General features: G+C 43.7%; 13 protein-coding genes. 6 read left to right on the plus strand and 7 right to left on the minus strand.

Going from position 1 to position 18,157, the window contains the following annotated elements; all coding sequences use genetic code 11:
* Positions 1–9: 9 nt before the first annotated feature.
* From L1D44_RS06905 to L1D44_RS06920, 4 genes are all read right to left on the minus strand, one after another.
* On the minus strand, positions 10–1,710 hold the full coding sequence (locus L1D44_RS06905) for an MtrB/PioB family outer membrane beta-barrel protein (protein WP_239889462.1): 1,701 nt from the start codon (positions 1,708–1,710) through the stop codon (positions 10–12).
* A 6-nt stretch (positions 1,711–1,716) separates the two neighbouring features.
* The gene (locus L1D44_RS06910) at positions 1,717–2,580 is read right to left on the minus strand and encodes a DmsE family decaheme c-type cytochrome (RefSeq protein WP_239889463.1); all 864 of its coding nucleotides are present in this window, start codon (positions 2,578–2,580) and stop codon (positions 1,717–1,719) included.
* 631 nt (positions 2,581–3,211) lie between these two features.
* Complete coding sequence (locus L1D44_RS06915) at positions 3,212–4,333, minus strand: mandelate racemase/muconate lactonizing enzyme family protein (protein WP_239889464.1); 1,122 nt, start codon at positions 4,331–4,333, stop codon at positions 3,212–3,214.
* A gap of 3 nt (positions 4,334–4,336) precedes the next feature.
* The gene (locus L1D44_RS06920) at positions 4,337–5,944 is read right to left on the minus strand and encodes a BCCT family transporter (protein ID WP_239889465.1); all 1,608 of its coding nucleotides are present in this window, start codon (positions 5,942–5,944) and stop codon (positions 4,337–4,339) included.
* A 524-nt stretch (positions 5,945–6,468) separates the two neighbouring features.
* Here L1D44_RS06920 and L1D44_RS06925 point away from each other — a divergent pair.
* From L1D44_RS06925 to L1D44_RS06940, 4 genes are all read left to right on the plus strand, one after another.
* On the plus strand, positions 6,469–6,804 hold the full coding sequence (locus tag L1D44_RS06925) for an SAF domain-containing protein (RefSeq protein WP_239889466.1): 336 nt from the start codon (positions 6,469–6,471) through the stop codon (positions 6,802–6,804).
* Positions 6,801–7,982 carry a UxaA family hydrolase gene (locus tag L1D44_RS06930; RefSeq protein WP_239889467.1) on the plus strand — a complete coding sequence of 394 codons (1,182 nt, stop codon included), beginning with the start codon at positions 6,801–6,803 and terminating at the stop codon, positions 7,980–7,982. The genes L1D44_RS06925 and L1D44_RS06930 overlap by 4 nt, the downstream gene beginning before the upstream one ends.
* A 94-nt stretch (positions 7,983–8,076) precedes the next feature.
* The gene (locus L1D44_RS06935; protein WP_239889468.1) at positions 8,077–8,982 is read left to right on the plus strand and encodes a LysR substrate-binding domain-containing protein; all 906 of its coding nucleotides are present in this window, start codon (positions 8,077–8,079) and stop codon (positions 8,980–8,982) included.
* A gap of 76 nt (positions 8,983–9,058) precedes the next feature.
* Positions 9,059–9,706: a GntR family transcriptional regulator gene (locus L1D44_RS06940; protein WP_239889469.1), complete on the plus strand. Its 648-nt coding sequence runs from the start codon at positions 9,059–9,061 to the stop codon at positions 9,704–9,706.
* Positions 9,707–9,829: 123 nt separating this feature from the next.
* Here L1D44_RS06940 and L1D44_RS06945 read toward each other — a convergent pair whose 3' ends face one another.
* The 3 genes from L1D44_RS06945 to L1D44_RS06955 form a co-directional block, all read right to left on the minus strand.
* Positions 9,830–11,098, minus strand: a complete 1,269-nt coding sequence (locus tag L1D44_RS06945; RefSeq protein WP_239889470.1) for a NupC/NupG family nucleoside CNT transporter — start codon at positions 11,096–11,098, stop codon at positions 9,830–9,832.
* Positions 11,099–11,303: 205 nt separating this feature from the next.
* Complete coding sequence (locus L1D44_RS06950) at positions 11,304–12,143, minus strand: 5'-methylthioadenosine/S-adenosylhomocysteine nucleosidase (RefSeq protein WP_239889471.1); 840 nt, start codon at positions 12,141–12,143, stop codon at positions 11,304–11,306.
* Between the two features lie 367 nt (positions 12,144–12,510).
* Positions 12,511–15,711, minus strand: coding sequence for a DEAD/DEAH box helicase (locus L1D44_RS06955; RefSeq protein ID WP_239889472.1), 3,201 nt, complete (start codon positions 15,709–15,711; stop codon positions 12,511–12,513).
* Positions 15,712–16,160: 449 nt separating this feature from the next.
* Here L1D44_RS06955 and L1D44_RS06960 point away from each other — a divergent pair, with 449 nt between their 5' ends.
* Both L1D44_RS06960 and L1D44_RS06965 read left to right on the plus strand, forming a co-directional pair.
* A complete protein-coding gene (locus L1D44_RS06960; protein ID WP_239889473.1) occupies positions 16,161–17,261 on the plus strand; it encodes a hypothetical protein in 1,101 nt (366 codons plus the stop codon).
* A 19-nt stretch (positions 17,262–17,280) separates the two neighbouring features.
* Complete coding sequence (locus L1D44_RS06965; RefSeq protein WP_239889474.1) at positions 17,281–17,838, plus strand: winged helix-turn-helix domain-containing protein; 558 nt, start codon at positions 17,281–17,283, stop codon at positions 17,836–17,838.
* Positions 17,839–18,157: the final 319 nt, after the last annotated feature.

An 18,157-nucleotide genomic window follows, 5' to 3' on the forward strand; every position in this document is an offset into this window, starting at 1 on the left:
ATGATTACCTCAAAGCTTTATTGTGAAAAATGCACCGATCTTGTGGTCGGTGTAATTTTGATTGAGGTCAGCAATAGAGTTGATGGCTTCAATCGGTTGGTTGGCGTAATTCGTGTCGTAGTGGCGTTCGTAGGTGTAAGCCAAGCGAGTCGAGAAACGCGCATTGATGCGGTAATCCATATGGACTTCAGCAAGGTGTTGGTACTGGTAGTAATCACCCATTTCGGTGCTATCGACCGAAGTATCACTGCCAGAAAACGAGAAGGTGTAAGAGCTGCCGATTGAGATATCGTCGTTAATTTGGTATTGCTCTAGGCCAAAACCAAAGTAGCTAAATTCATCTGCAATCTCGGTGTTATGCAGTTCTAGGCTATCGATAGTTTGAATACCTGCGTAAGCATTCAACACTAACTGCTCTGTGAATCGATAGAAGCCATCGATATTGAGCGAGACTTCGTCAGACTCTTTTAGTGCCGAACTGTTACTGTATTCGTCACTGGCTAAGGTCACTTTGAGGTTGGCGCCATAGTTGTTGTGGCTATAGCCGACGCCAAACTCAGTGCTGAGGCGGTCGCGATCGGCTAAGTAGTATTTTTCAAAAATATCCTCGCCAATGCGGTAATCTGAGCCATTGCGTTCGCCGCTGCTGAGCTTAACGTGAGAGTTAAGCGCGCCTAAGCGGTAGTCGATACGAGCAAATAGTTCACTCTCTTGGGTCTCTTCACGGTCACTGTCTGAGCGAGTACGGTCATTTTGCTCGAAACCGGCGCTAAACTTAGCATTGCCTAAACGGTAGCTAGCATCGACGCCGTAACGAGTCTTGCTGGTATCGATTGGGGTGTTAATCGCTTCAAAAAATTCATAAGAGCCGCTGACATTATCGCGGTCACTGTAGCTGTAGAAACCTGCTAGCTTAATGCCTGCAAAGCGAGAGCTGATGCGAGCGTTATAGTCGAGGGTTTCCACTTCACCGTCGAAGTTTAAGATAGGTACTAATGAGTTTTCTTGCTCAATCGCCTCGTCCTGAATCATCTTGCCAGAGGCTGCGCTCATGCTGAGGCGGGTAGTGCCGAAGTTAAGGCTGCCTTTTACGCTAGCTTGTTGTGCACGGTTATCGGCATCGATACCAGCATTATCGGTAAAGTCTGAGTTAAAGGCGGCAACGCCTAGATTCCAGAAATCACCGTGCAGCTGCACACCCGCATTCATCACTTGAGTCGTATGGTCGATGGTCTCTAAGTAATTGGTTGGCTTAGGATCAACCACAGAGCTAATGCGCTGGCCCTGTTTGTCCTCGCTGCTCGCTTTTACAAAGGCGGTGAGCAACTGGTTTTGGTATTGGGCGCCAGCGATTAACTGTTTGCGTTCAGCACCAATATCGTTGTCATCTAAGTTCCAACGGTCAACATAGGCCAGCTCCAAGGCAAAGTTGCCGTAGTAAGCCGCTGCTTTTAGACGGCCGTTGTCAGCCCCCGCATTGTTAGCATCGACGCTGTAGTGCTGGCTTTGGATATCGGCACTGACACCATATTGATTATCTAAGTGAGTGCTTTGCTCAGTCATCACGCCAACCGTGTTGTGTTGCTCTGGTGCAACACAACGCTTGCAGGCGTAGTCTGTTTCAATATCTTGCGGTACAGCAAAGTTAGCTGCACTGGCGTTGGCTGAGAGAACAGCGAGCGCCACTAACGTAAGTTTAGCTTTCATCATCAGTTCCTATTTCTCAAACAAGTGGCCAGAAGGGTGGTTTGAACCATGAATTTTGCTGTGGCAATTCATGCAGGATTGACCCTGAGTGAAACCATCTAAGCTGCTGTGTACGTCACCTGGGTGACCAGCTTGGTTATGACAGCTCTGGCATAGCTGCGGTGCACGGCTGTTAAGTAAGTTGTCGTTAACTGAGCCGTGTGGGTTATGGCAGAGGGTGCAATCCTCAACAACGGGAGAGTGTTCCCACAGGGCGGGGCCTCGTTTTTCTGCATGGCAGCTATAACAGGTGTCATTTACTGCTAGAGGCGCTTCTTCATGTGGATTGTGGCAATCGCTGCAAACGAGGTTGTCTAAGTGAGTTGAGCGCTTAAACTGAGCAGACTCTTGCTGCATATGGCAATTTGCACACTGAGCCTGAGGTTGCTCAACTGCTAACTGTGCCTGATGAATGTTGTGGCAATCAGTGCAGGCTTGGTCATGGAATGGTGTGTGCTCTTGGCTATGGCATGATTCACAAACGCTATTGCGACCTTCAACGGATAACTCATCACCAAAAGTGAGCATGGGCTCGTTTTTGCCTTTGTGCTTACCTTGTGGGCCATGGCAGGCTTCACACTGAAGACCAGCCATAGGGCCTTTATTGGTATCACCGTGTGGCGTATTGAAAATTGCCATAACGGATTGAGACTTCTTGTGACACATAAGACAGGTGTCAGCACCTTTTTTAGAGTAGTTAGCCTCGGTGAATTTATTAACCAGTTGCTGCTCTAAAGGAGTAGTGTTCTCCTTAGCTTGTACACTATGCACAGTCAGTGCGGTTGTTAGCATTAAGCCTAGTAACACCCCGGTTTTAATTAAGATATTCATCATCTATCCCACACTTATTATTTCGAAAGTAAATGGTTTTTATGTCTTAGTACCTAGTTTGAGATAATTGTAGAGACAGGTGTCTACATTTTCGGTGATGAATGTCACATCAAAATAAACAGGTGTATATTGCGGTGTGTTATTTTGAGGTTGTTCAAAAAAAATGCTGCGCTGTGACGGTGATCTGCTGTTTTGTTAACTGATAAACTCGGTTTTTAGGGCTTTGGTGTGATGCTTGTTGGCTTTGTGGTCTTGTTGTGATCAAGCTTGTGTTTGCGGAGCTTGGATTTCCTCTTGAGTTGACAGTTGTCTACCTTGGTTCGTATGGTCTACTTGTTTTGTTTGCAATCAATACCTGCATACACCTTGAGTAAAGGTGCTTGGAACCATGAGTGCTGTTAATTTAAAAGCACTCATGGTTCATTTTTTCAGACTATTTAGATAGTAGGGTTAGGGGGAGGCGTACTGGATTTATACATTGCTATAAACCGGCGACAAGCTTGAAAAGCAGACATAAAAAAAGCCAGTAAGCTTAGCTTACTGGCATTGTTGTTTAGCGGGTAAATCAGTCGCTTTTAGTTGAAGCGGACTGATTCACTCTATGCTAGTTAACGCGATACTAATTTACACGGTGCTAGTTTACACGGTACTTTGCAATCAAGTCTTCGTCTAGCTCGATGCCTAAACCAGGTTTGTCACATACAGCTACATAGCCGTTGTCGAACTGCAGTTGGTTTTTCACTAAGCTAGTGAACAGTGGGCTGCTGCTTTGTGAGAACTCCATTAGCGTGCCGTGTTCACAAGCTGCTAAGAAGTGCACTGACGCATGCAACAAAATACCTGTGCTGAAACCGTGTGGGATCAGCTGAGTCCCGTTCATTTGCGCGATATCGTAGATCTTCTTCATTTCAGAAATACCACCACAACGGGTGATGTCTGGCTGCACAATATCGGCATTCGACTTAGTGATGAACTCTTGGAACTCGTAACGAGTTGTTAAAGATTCACCGCCAGCGATCTTTTGCGATACTTGGCGTGATAGCTTTTCATAGCTGATCAAGCTGTCTGCCAATACCGGCTCTTCAATCCAGTTGAGGTTAAACGCTTCTAGACGTTTTGCCATCATGGCTGAATGACCGCAAGTGTGCCATTTAGAGGCTAGGTCGATCTGCACTTCCATCTCTGGACCTGCCGCTTCACGTACCGCTTTAACAATGGCGTAGTCAGTATCAGGATCATCGCCCATCACGCCGCCGCCAAACTTAATGCTAGTAAAACCTTGGTCTTTTAAGCCTTGTACAATCGCCACGTTATCTTCAGGCTTATCTGCCGGAATGAAGGTACCGTAACAACGGATCTTTTCACGGTACTTACCGCCTAGTAACGTGTGTACAGGCACGCCGTAGAACTGACCTGCGATATCCCACAGAGCGATGTCGATGGCGCTAATGGCGTGAATGCCAGCACCGCGACGACCCATGTAGTTAGAACCCCAGTACATCTTGTTCCACAGGCGCTCAATTTCCAGCGCGTTTTCACCAATCAACAGACGCTTTAGGCCATTGCAGTAAAAGTTAGTTTGTGGCGCTTCGATACAAGCTTGAACCGCTAGCGGGCTAGAGTCGGCTTCGCCAACACCCACAATACCTTTATCAGTGTGCACCTTAACGATGACGGCATCTTCGCCCCACTCACAATCGGCATCCATTGCTGGAACGCGTAGGTGGATCACTTCAATATCGGTAATTTTCAACATGATTTATTTCTCAGACACGTCGTCAAACTTGTGGTTTGACAGGAATTTCTTTAAGCCGAACATACATAGCATTAGTACGATAACAAATGGTGCTGCAGTTAGAGTTACCGCTGTTTTCAAGGTGTCTAAAGACGCATTGATATATAGCATAGCTAGCGGAAGTAGGCTTAGCATTACACACCAGAACACACGTAGTTCACGGCTTGGATCTTGACCTTGCTTTAGGTTCTTAGTACTTACTGCCGCTACGGTGAACGCAGTTGCATCTAAGTGAGAAGCAAGGAACAACATCATCAGTACGAAGTAAAATACTGACAAGATGGTACCAAATGGCAGGTTAGCAATTAGCTGAGCGACAGCTATGTCACCAGTTGCAGTGTTTAACAATGCTGGAGCGTTCACTACACCATCAACCATAGCGTCAACTGAGTAACCTGTTAGGGCACCGAAGAAGAACCAACAACCTGCACAACCACCGGCAATCAGACCTAATACCACTTGGCGAATCGTACGACCCTTAGAGATACGAGTAACAAAAATCGCTACTGCTGGTGTGTAAGTGAACCAGTACAACCAGTAAAACACAGTCCAGTCTTTGTTGAAGGTGCCGCCATTAGTCGCGTCGGTGAATAGGCTCATTTCAACGAAGTTACTCAAGGTTAGACCTAGAGAGTTAACGAAGAAGTCAACGATAAAGCCTGTATCGCCTAGTACCAGTACAACCACTGCAAACACAAAACACATACCGCAAGCAGCGTGAGCAATCTTTTGTAGACCTTCAGCAATACCAATGTAAGAGCTTAGGGTAAAGGTTAGGGTGATCAGTGCTAGCAGGATGGTCTTCATCGCGAAGGTATTTTCCATGCCAAACAGCTCAGCAAAACCAGTCGATACCGTGTTGACGGTAACAGTTGTGGTTAAGATAAGACCGCCAAACGTTGCGAATAAGAAGATAAGATCTAACGTGCGACCTAAAACACGGCTAGCAGCGCTGCCTTCTTTCATGCCAAGGATAGACACCATTAACGAGGATAGGTTAAGACCTTTAGCACGGTTAACATGGAAGTGGTACGCCATTGCGATAGACGCCAAACCATAGATAGCCCAAGGTGTAATGCCCCAGTGGAACATCACGTACGACAAGCTAGTGCGTAGCGCTTCGTTACTTTGTGCTTCGATGTTTAGACCAATACCATTGTAGTAGTAAGCCCATTCCATAAACGCCCAGTACATGGTCGCTGAACCTAGACCAGCACAGATAAACATGAACAACCAGCTCATGTTGCTGTATTCAGGTGCGCCAGCACCAAGTTTGATAGTGCCGTAACGGCTTGCAGCTATGTACAACATGGTACATACAGAAGCAAAAGCAAATAGCTGGATGAATGAACCAAAGGTATTGGTTAGTGCAGCAAAGGCTGTTTTGCCTGCAGCTTGTACTTGATCAGGGTTAAACACCAACATCAATACAACAGCAAATACAACGGCCAAACTGACCGAGATCAGCAGTTTGTCGTTTTGAACTTTTTCATTTTGCCCTTTATTGTTTTGAGCTGGGGATTGCTGGGGCGCAGTTGGTTCTGCTGCCGGTGCCGCTGTTATATCTGTCACGACTACATCCTTACAAAGGTAGAAGTGCGGCTCACGTATTATTGGGTAAACCACACAGGGAATTTAATTCGGGCGGATTTTGAGCGAGGTTGGCGCGCAGTGACAACAATAAAAGCTTATTTAGCTATTACCAAATGTAATAGTAAGAGCCAGGTCACATGGTGGCTTTTGCCACTGTGATTGCTGAATCAATATCCAAAATGTGGCTTTTTTATAGGCCAAGTTAAGGTTCGTGTTAGTGCTGTTACTGACTTGTTTTGTTTGCTAGTTACTTGTGTGGCTAGCTTTGCCTATTTAGTGGCAGAAACTCTGAAAGCGGCCGAAAGCAGAGGGCTAATATCGACGCATGAGCGCAGTCATTAACTTTTGTTATTAGCAAAAGAGATAGCGCTCAAAGTGGATGTTGCATCACATTTCATATAAACCGCCTCTATTTGAGCGCGCAAGATGGCAATTTATGGATTGAAAAATAGCAAAAAACAATTAAATTGTAGGATTGTCTGACAATCCCGCTCTAATTAAGTATGAAAAAAGCTATTCAGCTCGACCCTAACGACAACGTAGCAACCCTACTTGTCGATGCCGTTAAAGGCGATGAGATAGAAATTATCTCAAGCAATAACCAAGTCATTGATATGGTGACCTGCCTGCAAGCTATTACTTTTGGTAATAAAGTGGCGTTAACAGATATCGCCGAGCAGCAGCTTATTACTAAAGCGGCTTACCCCGTTGGCATCGCCATTAAGGCAATTCCGCGCGGTGAATTGGCTCATGTGCAAAATGTGCGTAGTCAACGACTCGATATTCCCGACAACATTATTGAAGAAATTATTAAACAGATGGGCATTGAGCAAGCATGATGAACACTTTTATGGGATTTGGTCGCGCCGACGGCAGCGTAGGTATCCGTAATCACGTATTGATTATGGCTGTGGATGAATGTTGTGACGGCATTGCTCGCGCCATTGCCGACAGTATCGATAACGGCATTGTGGTCACCAATTACAACACTTGTATGTATGGCGGCAACGAAGAGATGATCAACACCATGATCCACACGGGTAACAACCCTAATGTGGCGGGTGTGTTGGTGCTCGCTATGGGCTGTGGCAGTATCGATCCAGAAATCGTTGCAGCATCTATCCGTGCAACAGGTCGCCCAGCATTTTCATTAGTGTGTATGAAGCAGCAAGGCACGCGAGCGACCATTAACCAAGGTAAAGCAATAGCGCAAGAACTGCAGCAAGCTGCCAATGCCGCACCACGTGTGGAAACGCCAATCTCTAAGCTAGTGGTTGGGGTTAAATGTGGCGGCTCAGATACTAGCTCTGGTATCGCCTCTAACCCAAGTGTTGGCCGCGCGGTCGATACGCTAGTGGATTTAGGCGCTACCGCCATTGCCGGTGAGTTGATTGAGCTGGTGGGCTGCGAAGCGATTTTACGTCAGCGTGCGGTAACACCTGAGGTGGCCGATAAACTAGAACGCTTAATTCATGAAGAAGAAGCCCGCTGGCATGTCGATGGCGCTGAAGTGGAAACCATGAGTATTGGTAACAGTGTTGGCGGTTTAACCACATTAGAAGAGAAGTCGTTTGGTGCATTGAGCAAAACCGGGACTCGTCCAATCCAAGGTGTGCTGCAGATAAATCACCTCGTCCACGAAAAACCAACCACGGCGGGTTTCTATCTGTCGGAAGCGACTCACCTATGTGGTAGCGCAGGTATGCACTTTGCTGCTTTGGGCGCGCATCTGATTTTATGGACAACCGGTGGCGCAGGCTTCAATAACCCAATCGTGCCAGTGATCCGTGTGAGCGGTAACCAATATTTACTAAATGAAGATATAGATATTGACGCTTCTGGTATCATGCGCGCCGAAGAAGGTGTAGAAAGTGTGGCTGAGCGCATCGTCGCTAAAGTTGGTTGTGTTGCTCAAGGGCAACAGACCAATATTGAAGAGGTTGGTTATAGCTATTGTAGCTTGTACCAAAAAGATCAGCGCTTAGAAACGGTATTACGTTTTAAGCCAGGCTGTTAAGCTTTTTCAACCTCTAGCCGCTACGCACTAGTAGCTAGTTAAGCATCGCCCTTATCCTTAATATAGGTTTAAGGGCTTACCATCGCAGGATGTTATGAATACAACTCAAGTTAGTTCAACAGGTGCCCGCTTACCGCAGTTATCTTGGTTTATGGCATTCAAAGCGGTGGCAGACAAGCAAAGCTTTACCGAGGCAAGCCGAGAGCTGTGTTTGACTCAATCAGCCATTAGCCAGCAAGTGGCTAAGCTTGAAGCTGTGCTACGCACTAAGCTGTTTTACCGTGGCGGCAGGCAAATTCAATTAACTGAAGATGGTAAGCGACTATTGTTGCAGATCAATCAGCCGATCCAAGAACTGATGGGCGTGGTTGACGGTTTCCACAATGATGCAGAGCACTACACCTTGCATATTGAAATGGAGCCTGTGTTTAGCCGTCAGGTGATCAGTAAATTACTGCCTAAGTTTTTAGCCAAGTACCCTAAGTTATTGGTTGGCCAGATGCTGACCACTAATCACTTTGACTTTTTACCGCAAACCGAGCTGGCCATTAAGTGGGGCGATGGTGAATGGGAAGGATTTGACTCGCAGTTTTTGTGTAGCCTAGATTACGTACCAGTGTGTTCACCAGAGTACCTAAAGCGTAAACCGCTCACTAAGCCTGCAGACTTAGCCGATGCCAGTATTATTCATGACCGAGACAACTTCGACTGGCGCTATTGGTTAAATTATTATCCAGTGGCAAAGTTAGAGCTACAAAAGTGTCATTACGCTAGTGAAAGCCAAGTGGTGATGTCGCTCGCCATGAGTGGTTTAGGTGTGGCTGTGTGTGCCTATCAGCAGATCCAAGAAGAGCTGGCCGATGGTCGTTTGGTTATGCCGTTTCCAGAGCTAAAAGTGCGCCATCAACGGGCTTATTATATTTTAACCCGTAAAAATAAGCCGCTGTCACCACAAGCCCATAGCTTTATCCAGTTTGTTCATGAAGCCATGCTAGAGTAAAGTTTGCGTGCTTTATTTCGCTGGTTCAGCTACTTAACATTATACCTACTCACTATTGAAGCCATCAGTAAACGATATGAAAATCATCAAAGAAAGTTTGGAGTCGCAAGCCATCCGTTATTTGCGTACGCATATATTAGAAGGCCATATCAAGCTAGGTGAAAAGCTGGTGGAAAGCACGTTAGCCAAGCAATTAGAGTTATCACGCAGCACGGTACGCATGGCGTTAAACTCGCTGGTGAATGAAGGCTTAGTCATCCAAAAGCCTTATTCTGGCTGGCAAGTGGTGGAGATAAACCAGCAAGACTTGTGGGAGCTATACCACATGCGTTTAGCACTAGAAGGTGAGGCCGCAGCTATGGCCGCTAAGTGGGCCAGTAGTGATGATAAGCGCCGTTTAGCTGACTTTTTTCAAGAGTACCAACTGCTGTGTTTGCAGCACAGTGACGACACCCGCCGTATTAGTGAGATGGACTGGCAGTTACATCTGCTGATAGTTGAGATCTGCGGCAGTGCGCGCATGCTCAACCAATATAAGCAAATTCTTTACCCATTGCAGGCTTATATTGCGTTAACTCACCAAGATTATGACTTATCTGATAGCGCCTCTAGTCATCAAGCACTGGTGCAAGCAATTTGCGCTGGTAATGCTGAGGTGGCAGCAGAGCAAGCAAGGGATAATATTACCCCAATGTTCCGCAGCGCTGCAGTGCAAACCAATTAACATAGAATATTAGCCATCTTTGAGCTGGCTTATCGCTAAAGTTAAGCGCTACAAAAACAAACAGGCCCATTTGGCGAATTGCCAAATGGGCCTGTTTTTTAGTTAGCGTATGTTATGAGCGGATTAAACAAAGCTCATAAACAAGCCCGCAATCGTTGCCGCCATTAGGTTAGACAAGATACCAGCGAACAGTGCTTTTAAGCCAAGTGATGCAATTTCAGAGCGACGCTCAGGCACCAAACCACCAATACCGGCAATCGCAATTGCTACCGTACCTAAGTTAGCAAAGCCACACAGTGCGAATGATAAAATCACTTGGGTGCGCTCAGACATCGGCAAGCCAGTAGATTCAACAATCATGTCACCAGTTAGATAAGGTGCTAGATTGATATAAGCAAAGAACTCGTTGATGACAATCTTTTGGCCGATGAACGAACCTGCAAGTAGCGCTTCATCCCACGCCACACCCATTAACCAAGCAATAGGCGCAAACAGATAACCTAAAATCAGTTGTAGGCTTAGGCCGTCAAAACCAAACCAGTTACCAATGCCACCTAACATACCGTTCATTAATGCCACTAAGCTGACAAAGGCAAACAGCATAGCGCCTACAGCCATGGCGAGTGATAAACCGTTCATGGTACCGGTTGTTGCCGCATCAATAATGTTAGCTGGTGGATTTTCTTCAACAACTGCTAAGCTTTCATCCTCTACTTTTTCAGTTTGTGGGATCAACAGTTTAGCGAACAGTAGACCACCCGGCGCCGCCATAAACGAGGCAGCTAACAGGTACTCCATCTTAATGCCGAGCTGAGCGTAACCCGCTAGCATAGTGCCGGCAATTGACGCTAAACCACCACACATTACCGCAAACAATTCTGCACGGGTCATTTTTGGCATATAAGGCTTAATTAACAGCGGCGCTTCAGTCACACCTAAGAAGATGTTAGCGCTAGCAGACATAGACTCTGCCTTGCTGGTATTAAGGATTTTTTGCAGAGCACCACCCACAATACGCACTACCCATTGCATAATGCCTAGGTAATACAGCACCGCCGAAATGGCCGAGAAAAACACAATAATTGGCAGTACTTTAAATGCAAGTACAAAGCCGCCAGCACCAAATAGTTCATACATTTTGTCGCTAACCAGGCCGCCGAACATAAACGACATACCTTGGTTGCTGTAACCAATCACGGTTGAAACCGCTTCCGCCATATTAAAAATAACCGCTTGGCCAAACGATGAGTAGATGACGAACGCACCCATGATTAACTGCAGTAAAAATGCCATACCCACAGTGCGGTAGTTAATGGCTTTACGGTTTTCAGAGGCCAAAAACGCCACGGCAAGAATGGCGATGATGCCAACAATACTGATTAAAATTTGCATTGAATTTGTCTATTACTATCTAAGTTGATGAAAGGAGAAAGCGAGTTTTCTCCCCCAATGGATAAAACAACCTATAAACACAGTTTAATGTGATGCTTAGCGCGCTGCTTAAAGCGAAAAAAACATCAAATTAGCGTTTTTAAAGCGAGCGAAAGCGGGCGGGAATAGCATTGTTATTCCCGTCACTCATTCGTTTTTACTGGCTTTAAAAGGTTTTAATTAATGCCTTGATGACATCAAGCACATAAACCTGACAATCAATCGCCGTTTGCGGCTCAAAGTCTTGCTTATGTTGGTCGGTATTAGACAGTACGCGAATACTCACAAAAGGTAGCTTGTAAGCTTCGGTAACTTGCGCGGCTGCAGAGGTTTCCATCTCTTCAACTGAAGTGCCCATGGTTTCGTGGAACCAGTTAATGCGGTCAACTTCGCGGTTCCATTCATCACAGCTACCAATTCTTCCCACAACTACTTTGCCATGGCTGTAACTGCTGGCTTGCGACAGGGCAACTTCAACAAGCTTAGGGTCAGCTTTGAAGTGATTGTGCTCAACCACAACACCGTTTTCACGCAGGTACATTGGCATATCGAAGTTCTGCCAAGTAGTAGGGTGGATGCCTTGGCCTTTTTCCACGAACTCGATTTTGTAAGCGCCCATGTTAAAGCTGGTTTCACCAATGACGATATCAGAGCGGTAAAGCTTAGGATCGTGGCCACCAGAGGTACCCTGATTGATGATAGCTCTTGGCTGGAAGTGCGCAATACCAAGGGTGGTTGATGCGGCGGCGTTAGCCAAACCAATTTCGGTACGCGACACCACAACTGGGTAGCCATCTAATAGGCCTTGCCAGAATGTCCACGAACCGAATGTTTGTTGTTGTACATCGTCTAGGGCGGCAACGAGGGTCTCGACTTCAACGTCCATCGCGCCTTGAACTAAGATAGGTTTTAGCATTTTTGAGGGTAACTTTTCATTATGTGACTGTGTAGAGTTTACGTGTTCAGGGTCTAACTTTTCAGCTTTTGGCTGCTCGCAAGTTGGCATGACAAATAACTTCAAATGGAAAGTGCGCGGATGGTAGCAACGAGATTTAGGCTAAACAACGAAATGAAAAGTAAAATACTTGTTGCGGTTTCGGTGGCCTGAAAAATGCACAATTCTTGACGGTTATCGCTAAATCCATGATGTTGTTACTACTTGTTTTGTAAGGATATTTCAAGTTGTGTGTATTAATTGAGCGTGTAGGGTAAGGCAGTGATTTTAAATTAGAAAAACAGTGTTTAAGAAAACAGGCTAGTGGGTGGGGCGGATTGGAGTTGGTTAGGGGGAAAGTGGCGCACTTCTACTTTGAGAAAGAGCCACTCGCATTATTGTTGGAATAGGCTTGTGGTGTGTTTAGCAAAGCAACCTATCAGCCAACAGCTAGCTTAGCTGTGTCATGCCACATATATGCAGGCATAGCTTGTTTTAGCTTCCATGTAATGCTCATTGGTTGAGAGCCTTCATACTTAACAAAGTCTACGGGCCCAAAATTAACAAACCCCATAGTTTTACCATATTCATCTTTAGCTTGTTCTCTAACAAATAAGATGAATGTCTTGTTGTTTTCCCTCTGCGTTATATAGCCTAGCCCCCTGCCGGAGGTTGGCTTAGCGCTGTTTTGGGTTTGCCAATGAAATAGCGATGGGCTAATTGCGTAGTCGTGGTACATGGTCGTTGCAGAAAACTGCTTTTCGCATTTATCTAAGGTAACAAAAAGCAGTTCAGTATTGGAACCTGCAATATTAAGCACACCTTCTCTACTGGATGATTTCTTATCAAATGTACTATCACCAAACGCGACCAATATGTGTTCTTTGGGATAACGTGCATGCATCTTTAACGGAGAGCTATCCACCATAATATTGCCTACGGTAGGCATCTTAAATTCTTGCGTGGCCAAGCGTTCAATAAGCAGTGAAATAACGTCACTAAGTTCGTCTTGTAGTTTGCTATGTTTTAGTGCGAGCAAGCTTTGCTCAATTGTACCAAATCCGGCTTGTTTACCCGTTTTGTCCCAAAAGTCATAATGACACATGGTCGAGAAAACTGGATGGTGTTGTTCTGCATAAGACCCTACAGCAGCTTGAGTGGTCACTGATAAGTTGTTTCCACATAATGCTTTGATGAAGCGCAAATAAGAGATAGAAGTGCAGCTTAATAATCGATTATTGATTGCACGATAGTAAGCGGCATAAATGTCTAGTTCGTTCTGCTGTATTTCTTCACCGCGGCTTGTTTCTACAAGTGCTCGCCAACCACCAAACTTACCTACTTTTACTTTATAGATATCCTCTAATGACAAGTCAGGATAAATATGCAGAAAGTTTGCTAGCGTGAGAGGTAAATCAGTCACGTTAGGGTAGTTTGAAATTAAGCCAAGCAGTCTGTTTTTGTTTAAGGTTGCTAGCGATATGTTCTTTAAGATCATTTGCTGCGTTTTTTCTTGCAGTTCTATTCGGCAGCCTAAAGGTAAATGTGGAAACCCTTGTTTGATCTCTTTTGAAATAGATTGGTTGGTTTTGCCGATAAGCGCTCTAAACTTATGCGAAAAGTCATACTCAGGACGAGAGTTTCCAACGAAGTCAATGACGGTGCAGCATTCTTTATCTTTAGTCAGTCTTAAGCCTCGACCTAACTGCTGAAGAAAGATTGTCAGGCTTTCTGTCGGTCTTAAAAATAGCAATGTATCTAGCTCTGGAATATCGACACCTTCGTTGAATATATCAACCACAAACAGAACGTTAATTTCTTTCGATTTTAAACGTTGCAGCTGAATGTCACGTTCGTTTGTATTGTCACTTGTGAGTACACCGCAAGGAATCTTGCTTAAAGTGAACTTTTGCGCCATGAAGTTAGCGTGATCTTTACTTACGCAAAACGCCAATGCGCGCATCTGCGATATGTCAGTGACTATTTCTTCTAAGCTTTGCTGTATTCGCAAGACCCTTTGATCATTGTATGTGTAGAGTCTAGTTAACTCGGCGATATCATAACGGCCTTTTGCCCATGAAATCTTTGTCAGATCGGTATCATCATTAACTGCAAAGTATTGGAACGGTGATAAATGACGCTGATTAATCGCTTCTGGTAATCTGATTTCTGCCGCAATTACATTACAAAAGTCTTTTAGAATATCAGCTCCATCATGGCGTTCAGGTGTGGCAGTTAAACCGAGTAAAACTTGTGGTGTAAAGTGTTTTAGAATAGCTCGATAGCTGTTTGCTGCTATGTGATGAACTTCATCGATAACAACGTAATCAAAGTAATCTTCAGTTAATTGAATTGTCGCAAGTTGATTGTTTAAGCTTTGGATTGACGCGAATAACTGATTGAACTTTTGTGGTTTGTTTTGTCCTACGAGTAACTCACCAAACTGATTACTTTTTAAAACGCCGCGATATGCACTTCTCGCTTGTTTTAAAATTTCCTCCCTATGAGCTAAAAACAAAAACTTAGCTTCAGGATTTGCTGTATAAAACTCAGCGAAATCAAATGCTGAGATAATCGTTTTGCCTGTGCCTGTCGCTGCAACAACAAGGTTACGATACCTATCGTGCAGCTCTCGTTCTACTTTTAGTTTGTCTAAAATAGCTCGCTGATGTGAGTGAGGTTTGATATCAAAATAAAAGTTTTGTTTGGATGTATCATAGGTACCTCTGGCCTCCTGCAAGGCGTTAACTAAGCGCTGCTTGCTTTGGGTATTACCATCAAAATATTCAAAATCAGGGGACTCCCAATAGGTTTCAAATGTACTGAGAGATTTTTCAATGATATGTGGGATCTCTTGCGAGGTGATCTTTAAGTTCCACTCTAGGCCACTGGTTAAAGCTGAATGCGACAGATTGGATGAACCTATGTATCCAGTGTGAAAGCTGGAATTACGCATAAATAGATAAGACTTTGCGTGTAAGCGTTCTCTGTTGGTGTTATAGCTCAGCTTCACTTCTGTATTTGGCAAAGACGCCAAGAACTCAATGGCTTTAGCATCTGTAGCTCCCATATAGGAGGTGGTGATAACCTTTAGTTGTTTACCGCTACGAGTAAATTCCTCTAGTTCTTTTTTAAAGATTCGGATCCCTGCCCATTTAATGAATGAGACCAGCCAATAGATTTTATCGGAGGATTGGATTTCGCGTTTAATTTCAGTTTCAAGAGATACGCCTGCGTTGCTCCCACAAAACAACTCGCTCTGAGTGAGTCCTGTTAGCGGCATTATGTCTTCAATATACTTTGGCAAATCTGAGGATATTGGGTTTTGCTTGTCGAGCAATGCAGTCAGGATCTTACCTTGGCTATCAATCAGATTTTCGGTGATGAGCTCATTATCACCAATGTTAGCACTAAGCCATTCAATGACTTTATTGGCTAAACTTATTTGCTCAAAAACACGGTCATTACCATTAGGAACAGAGTCTATCGCTATTTCGATTATTCTTGTCAAAAAGCGAGAGAGCCAAGAAGCGGCTTCGCCATTTTCTAATGAACGTTCGCCAACATAGAAAGCTTTTCTATCTAATTTCTGCTCGACTAACTGAGTTATCAGTTGCTCATATATGCCGGTTTGGTTCATTAAAAGTGCTTTTATTATTTGAAGTTAGCTAAGAATAACTGAATTGATTAATAGAAATAAGTAGTGATGTTCAAACTTATCATCTGAACTTGTAATACTGATTTTCAGCCAACAAAAAGCCCAGCATTTGCTGGGCTCTACTAATATTTTACTGCTTGTCTTTTACTGCGACTTATCTAAACGCAAAAAGCTTACTCCACGTTCTGGATCTGTTTGTGCTTTATGTTTTATTCCTGTTAATATTCAGCGTGTTATTGGTTGCGTTGTAGGTGTGGTGATTTTGATGTCACCATTTATGTCACCGTTGTGTAAAGAAGATATCTAAGGAGTTAATGGTTTTCCAGAGGTTGTAGGAATTGAAAATTTCTATTTTCTCACATTGAACCTTTTTTTTAATTAAATCATCCCCATATAAATATTACCCTTTCTGCAATGGCTTTGATTTTGGAATGCTAAAAAAAATAGAACAGTACATAAACGAATTTCCTGGTCAAAAAGCTAGAGTTATTGCAAGAAAACTTGGTTTAGATAGAGCTAAGGTTAGTAGACACCTTCATGGGAGTGACAACTACTATCAAGATGAAGATAGCGCTTGGCATTTGGTTGATAGTAGAACATTAGTATTGGAGCTGCCCAATACATGGATTACGTCGGTTAATTTTGAAAGATTTCTCTCACATTCAGAGAACTTGTTTGACTGTAACGCCGCAAACATCACTTTCTCTTTTCATGAAAAAAGTGCAATAAAACTGGATGCCGGTATAAGACTTCTCTTTTTGATCAATTCGCTATCTATAACTGGAAAAGGCGTTAATTTGGATTTCTCTAGATGCCCTAAGGCTAGAAGTTATCTTAACAGAGCTGGCTTCTTTGATGCGCTGGATGAAAATGTAGTAGTTCTACCCAGTCGGCCTAAGAGGTCAAAAGCTAAGATGTATCGAGGAACTTCGAGTAAATTAGTTGAGTTTGCAAAAATTCATGCCGACATAGACAAATATGACAATGCCATTCCAGGTGTTTTAACAAACACATTTATCAAGCATTCATCTATCGAATACGAAGGAGCTGCATTTAATCTCTTTTCTGAGCTATGTGAAAATATAGTTGAGCATAGCAATTCGCCAGTTCCAGGTGCGGCGGCAATGCAGGTATACAGCAATGCCGCTAAACCACACATTCAGGTTGTTGTTTCGGATGCTGGGGAAGGTATCTGTAATACTCTTAGGCCAGTACTTAGAGAGAATAATACTCTAGGGGATGATTTTGATATCGATAGCATGAGTGATGGTGAGCTACTTGCAATAGCTTACACTCAAGGAGGACTAAGCCGGAAAAATGTACAGTCATCAGATTGTGGTGGTTTAGGTCTTTTTACTAGCGGATTAGGAATTAAGAAGCATGACGCCAACCTTTTGATCAGGCTAAGTAATTATCAAGTTAGCTTGAAGTACGAAAACAATAAGTTTGTTATTGATAAAGAGGATTTTGATTTACCAAAACTACCGGGAACTCATATTTATTTTCAGTTTTTTATTGATAAATCAGAGTAGTTCTGATTAACTTAAAGTTATGAACCAGAATATAATACAACTTAAACTTAGAGACTATACAGCTAGAGATGATGTTCACGGCAACCAAGAAGGGAAAATGGTTTATCGTTCTCTTTTGGACGCAGTCGAAAGTTATCCTGATGTGAAATTATTTGAAATTTCATTAGCTGGTATATCTCGAACAGATGCGTCTTTTCCAAGAGAGAGTGTTGTTGCGCTCGCAAAGCAATTCCGAGGAGAAAAGGGGTTCTTTCTAACAGGCATTTCTATTGAGGATCGAGATTTTATCGATAATTGGCACTATGCAGCCTTAATAAAAAAACAACCTCTTACGGTTTGGTTTAAAGAAGGTTTTAGAACCTTAGGGCCGGAGCTCAGTTCTGCAATGGCTGAGATTCTCTCTAGTATATTAGCTAAAAGTGAGACAACAACATCGGAAGTAGCAAAGCTATTTAATTTGACTGCTCCTAATGCTAGCTCAAAGCTTAAAAAGTTAGCTAATGATGGTTATATACTTAGAGTTGAGCGAATTGCACCATCTGGTGGTATGGAATTTGTGTATTGCCCAATAAAATAAGTGTTTATTAAGCCTACGCCACACATCAACGTGTGGCGTTTTTATATTTATCAATAAACTCAATTCGACAATGGTTCTTTTGTCAGATACTGCAGTATATCTATCTAACCCTTCTGTTCTAGTAACTCTCCTATAGTTTTTAGCTTACCTATTGATAATATAAAGTTTTATTGCTCAGAACAGTGGAAATATAACCCCAACCAAAATCTTTAATCAAACGAAAATCAAAAAATCTGCTTAAAACTCGTTGACACAAGCAGATTTTTGGGGGTATGCTTTATGTATCGGGTTAACCGGCTTAAGTTAAGCAGAATTATCT

It is taken from the genome of Shewanella sp. Isolate13, from assembly GCF_022398325.1.
In the GTDB taxonomy this organism is placed as follows: domain Bacteria; phylum Pseudomonadota; class Gammaproteobacteria; order Enterobacterales; family Shewanellaceae; genus Shewanella.

Coding starts and splice junctions, on each gene's coding strand:
- L1D44_RS06905 (WP_239889462.1), bottom strand. CDS start 1,710: ATGATGAAAGCTAAACTTACGTTAGTGGCGCTCGCTGTTCTCTCAGCC.
- L1D44_RS06960 (WP_239889473.1), top strand. CDS start 16,161: ATGCTAAAAAAAATAGAACAGTACATAAACGAATTTCCTGGTCAAAAA.
- L1D44_RS06930 (WP_239889467.1), top strand. CDS start 6,801: ATGATGAACACTTTTATGGGATTTGGTCGCGCCGACGGCAGCGTAGGT.
- L1D44_RS06965 (WP_239889474.1), top strand. CDS start 17,281: ATGAACCAGAATATAATACAACTTAAACTTAGAGACTATACAGCTAGA.
- L1D44_RS06955 (WP_239889472.1), bottom strand. CDS start 15,711: ATGAACCAAACCGGCATATATGAGCAACTGATAACTCAGTTAGTCGAG.
- L1D44_RS06925 (WP_239889466.1), top strand. CDS start 6,469: ATGAAAAAAGCTATTCAGCTCGACCCTAACGACAACGTAGCAACCCTA.
- L1D44_RS06945 (WP_239889470.1), bottom strand. CDS start 11,098: ATGCAAATTTTAATCAGTATTGTTGGCATCATCGCCATTCTTGCCGTG.
- L1D44_RS06940 (WP_239889469.1), top strand. CDS start 9,059: ATGAAAATCATCAAAGAAAGTTTGGAGTCGCAAGCCATCCGTTATTTG.
- L1D44_RS06910 (WP_239889463.1), bottom strand. CDS start 2,580: ATGATGAATATCTTAATTAAAACCGGGGTGTTACTAGGCTTAATGCTA.
- L1D44_RS06950 (WP_239889471.1), bottom strand. CDS start 12,143: ATGCCAACTTGCGAGCAGCCAAAAGCTGAAAAGTTAGACCCTGAACAC.
- L1D44_RS06935 (WP_239889468.1), top strand. CDS start 8,077: ATGAATACAACTCAAGTTAGTTCAACAGGTGCCCGCTTACCGCAGTTA.
- L1D44_RS06915 (WP_239889464.1), bottom strand. CDS start 4,333: ATGTTGAAAATTACCGATATTGAAGTGATCCACCTACGCGTTCCAGCA.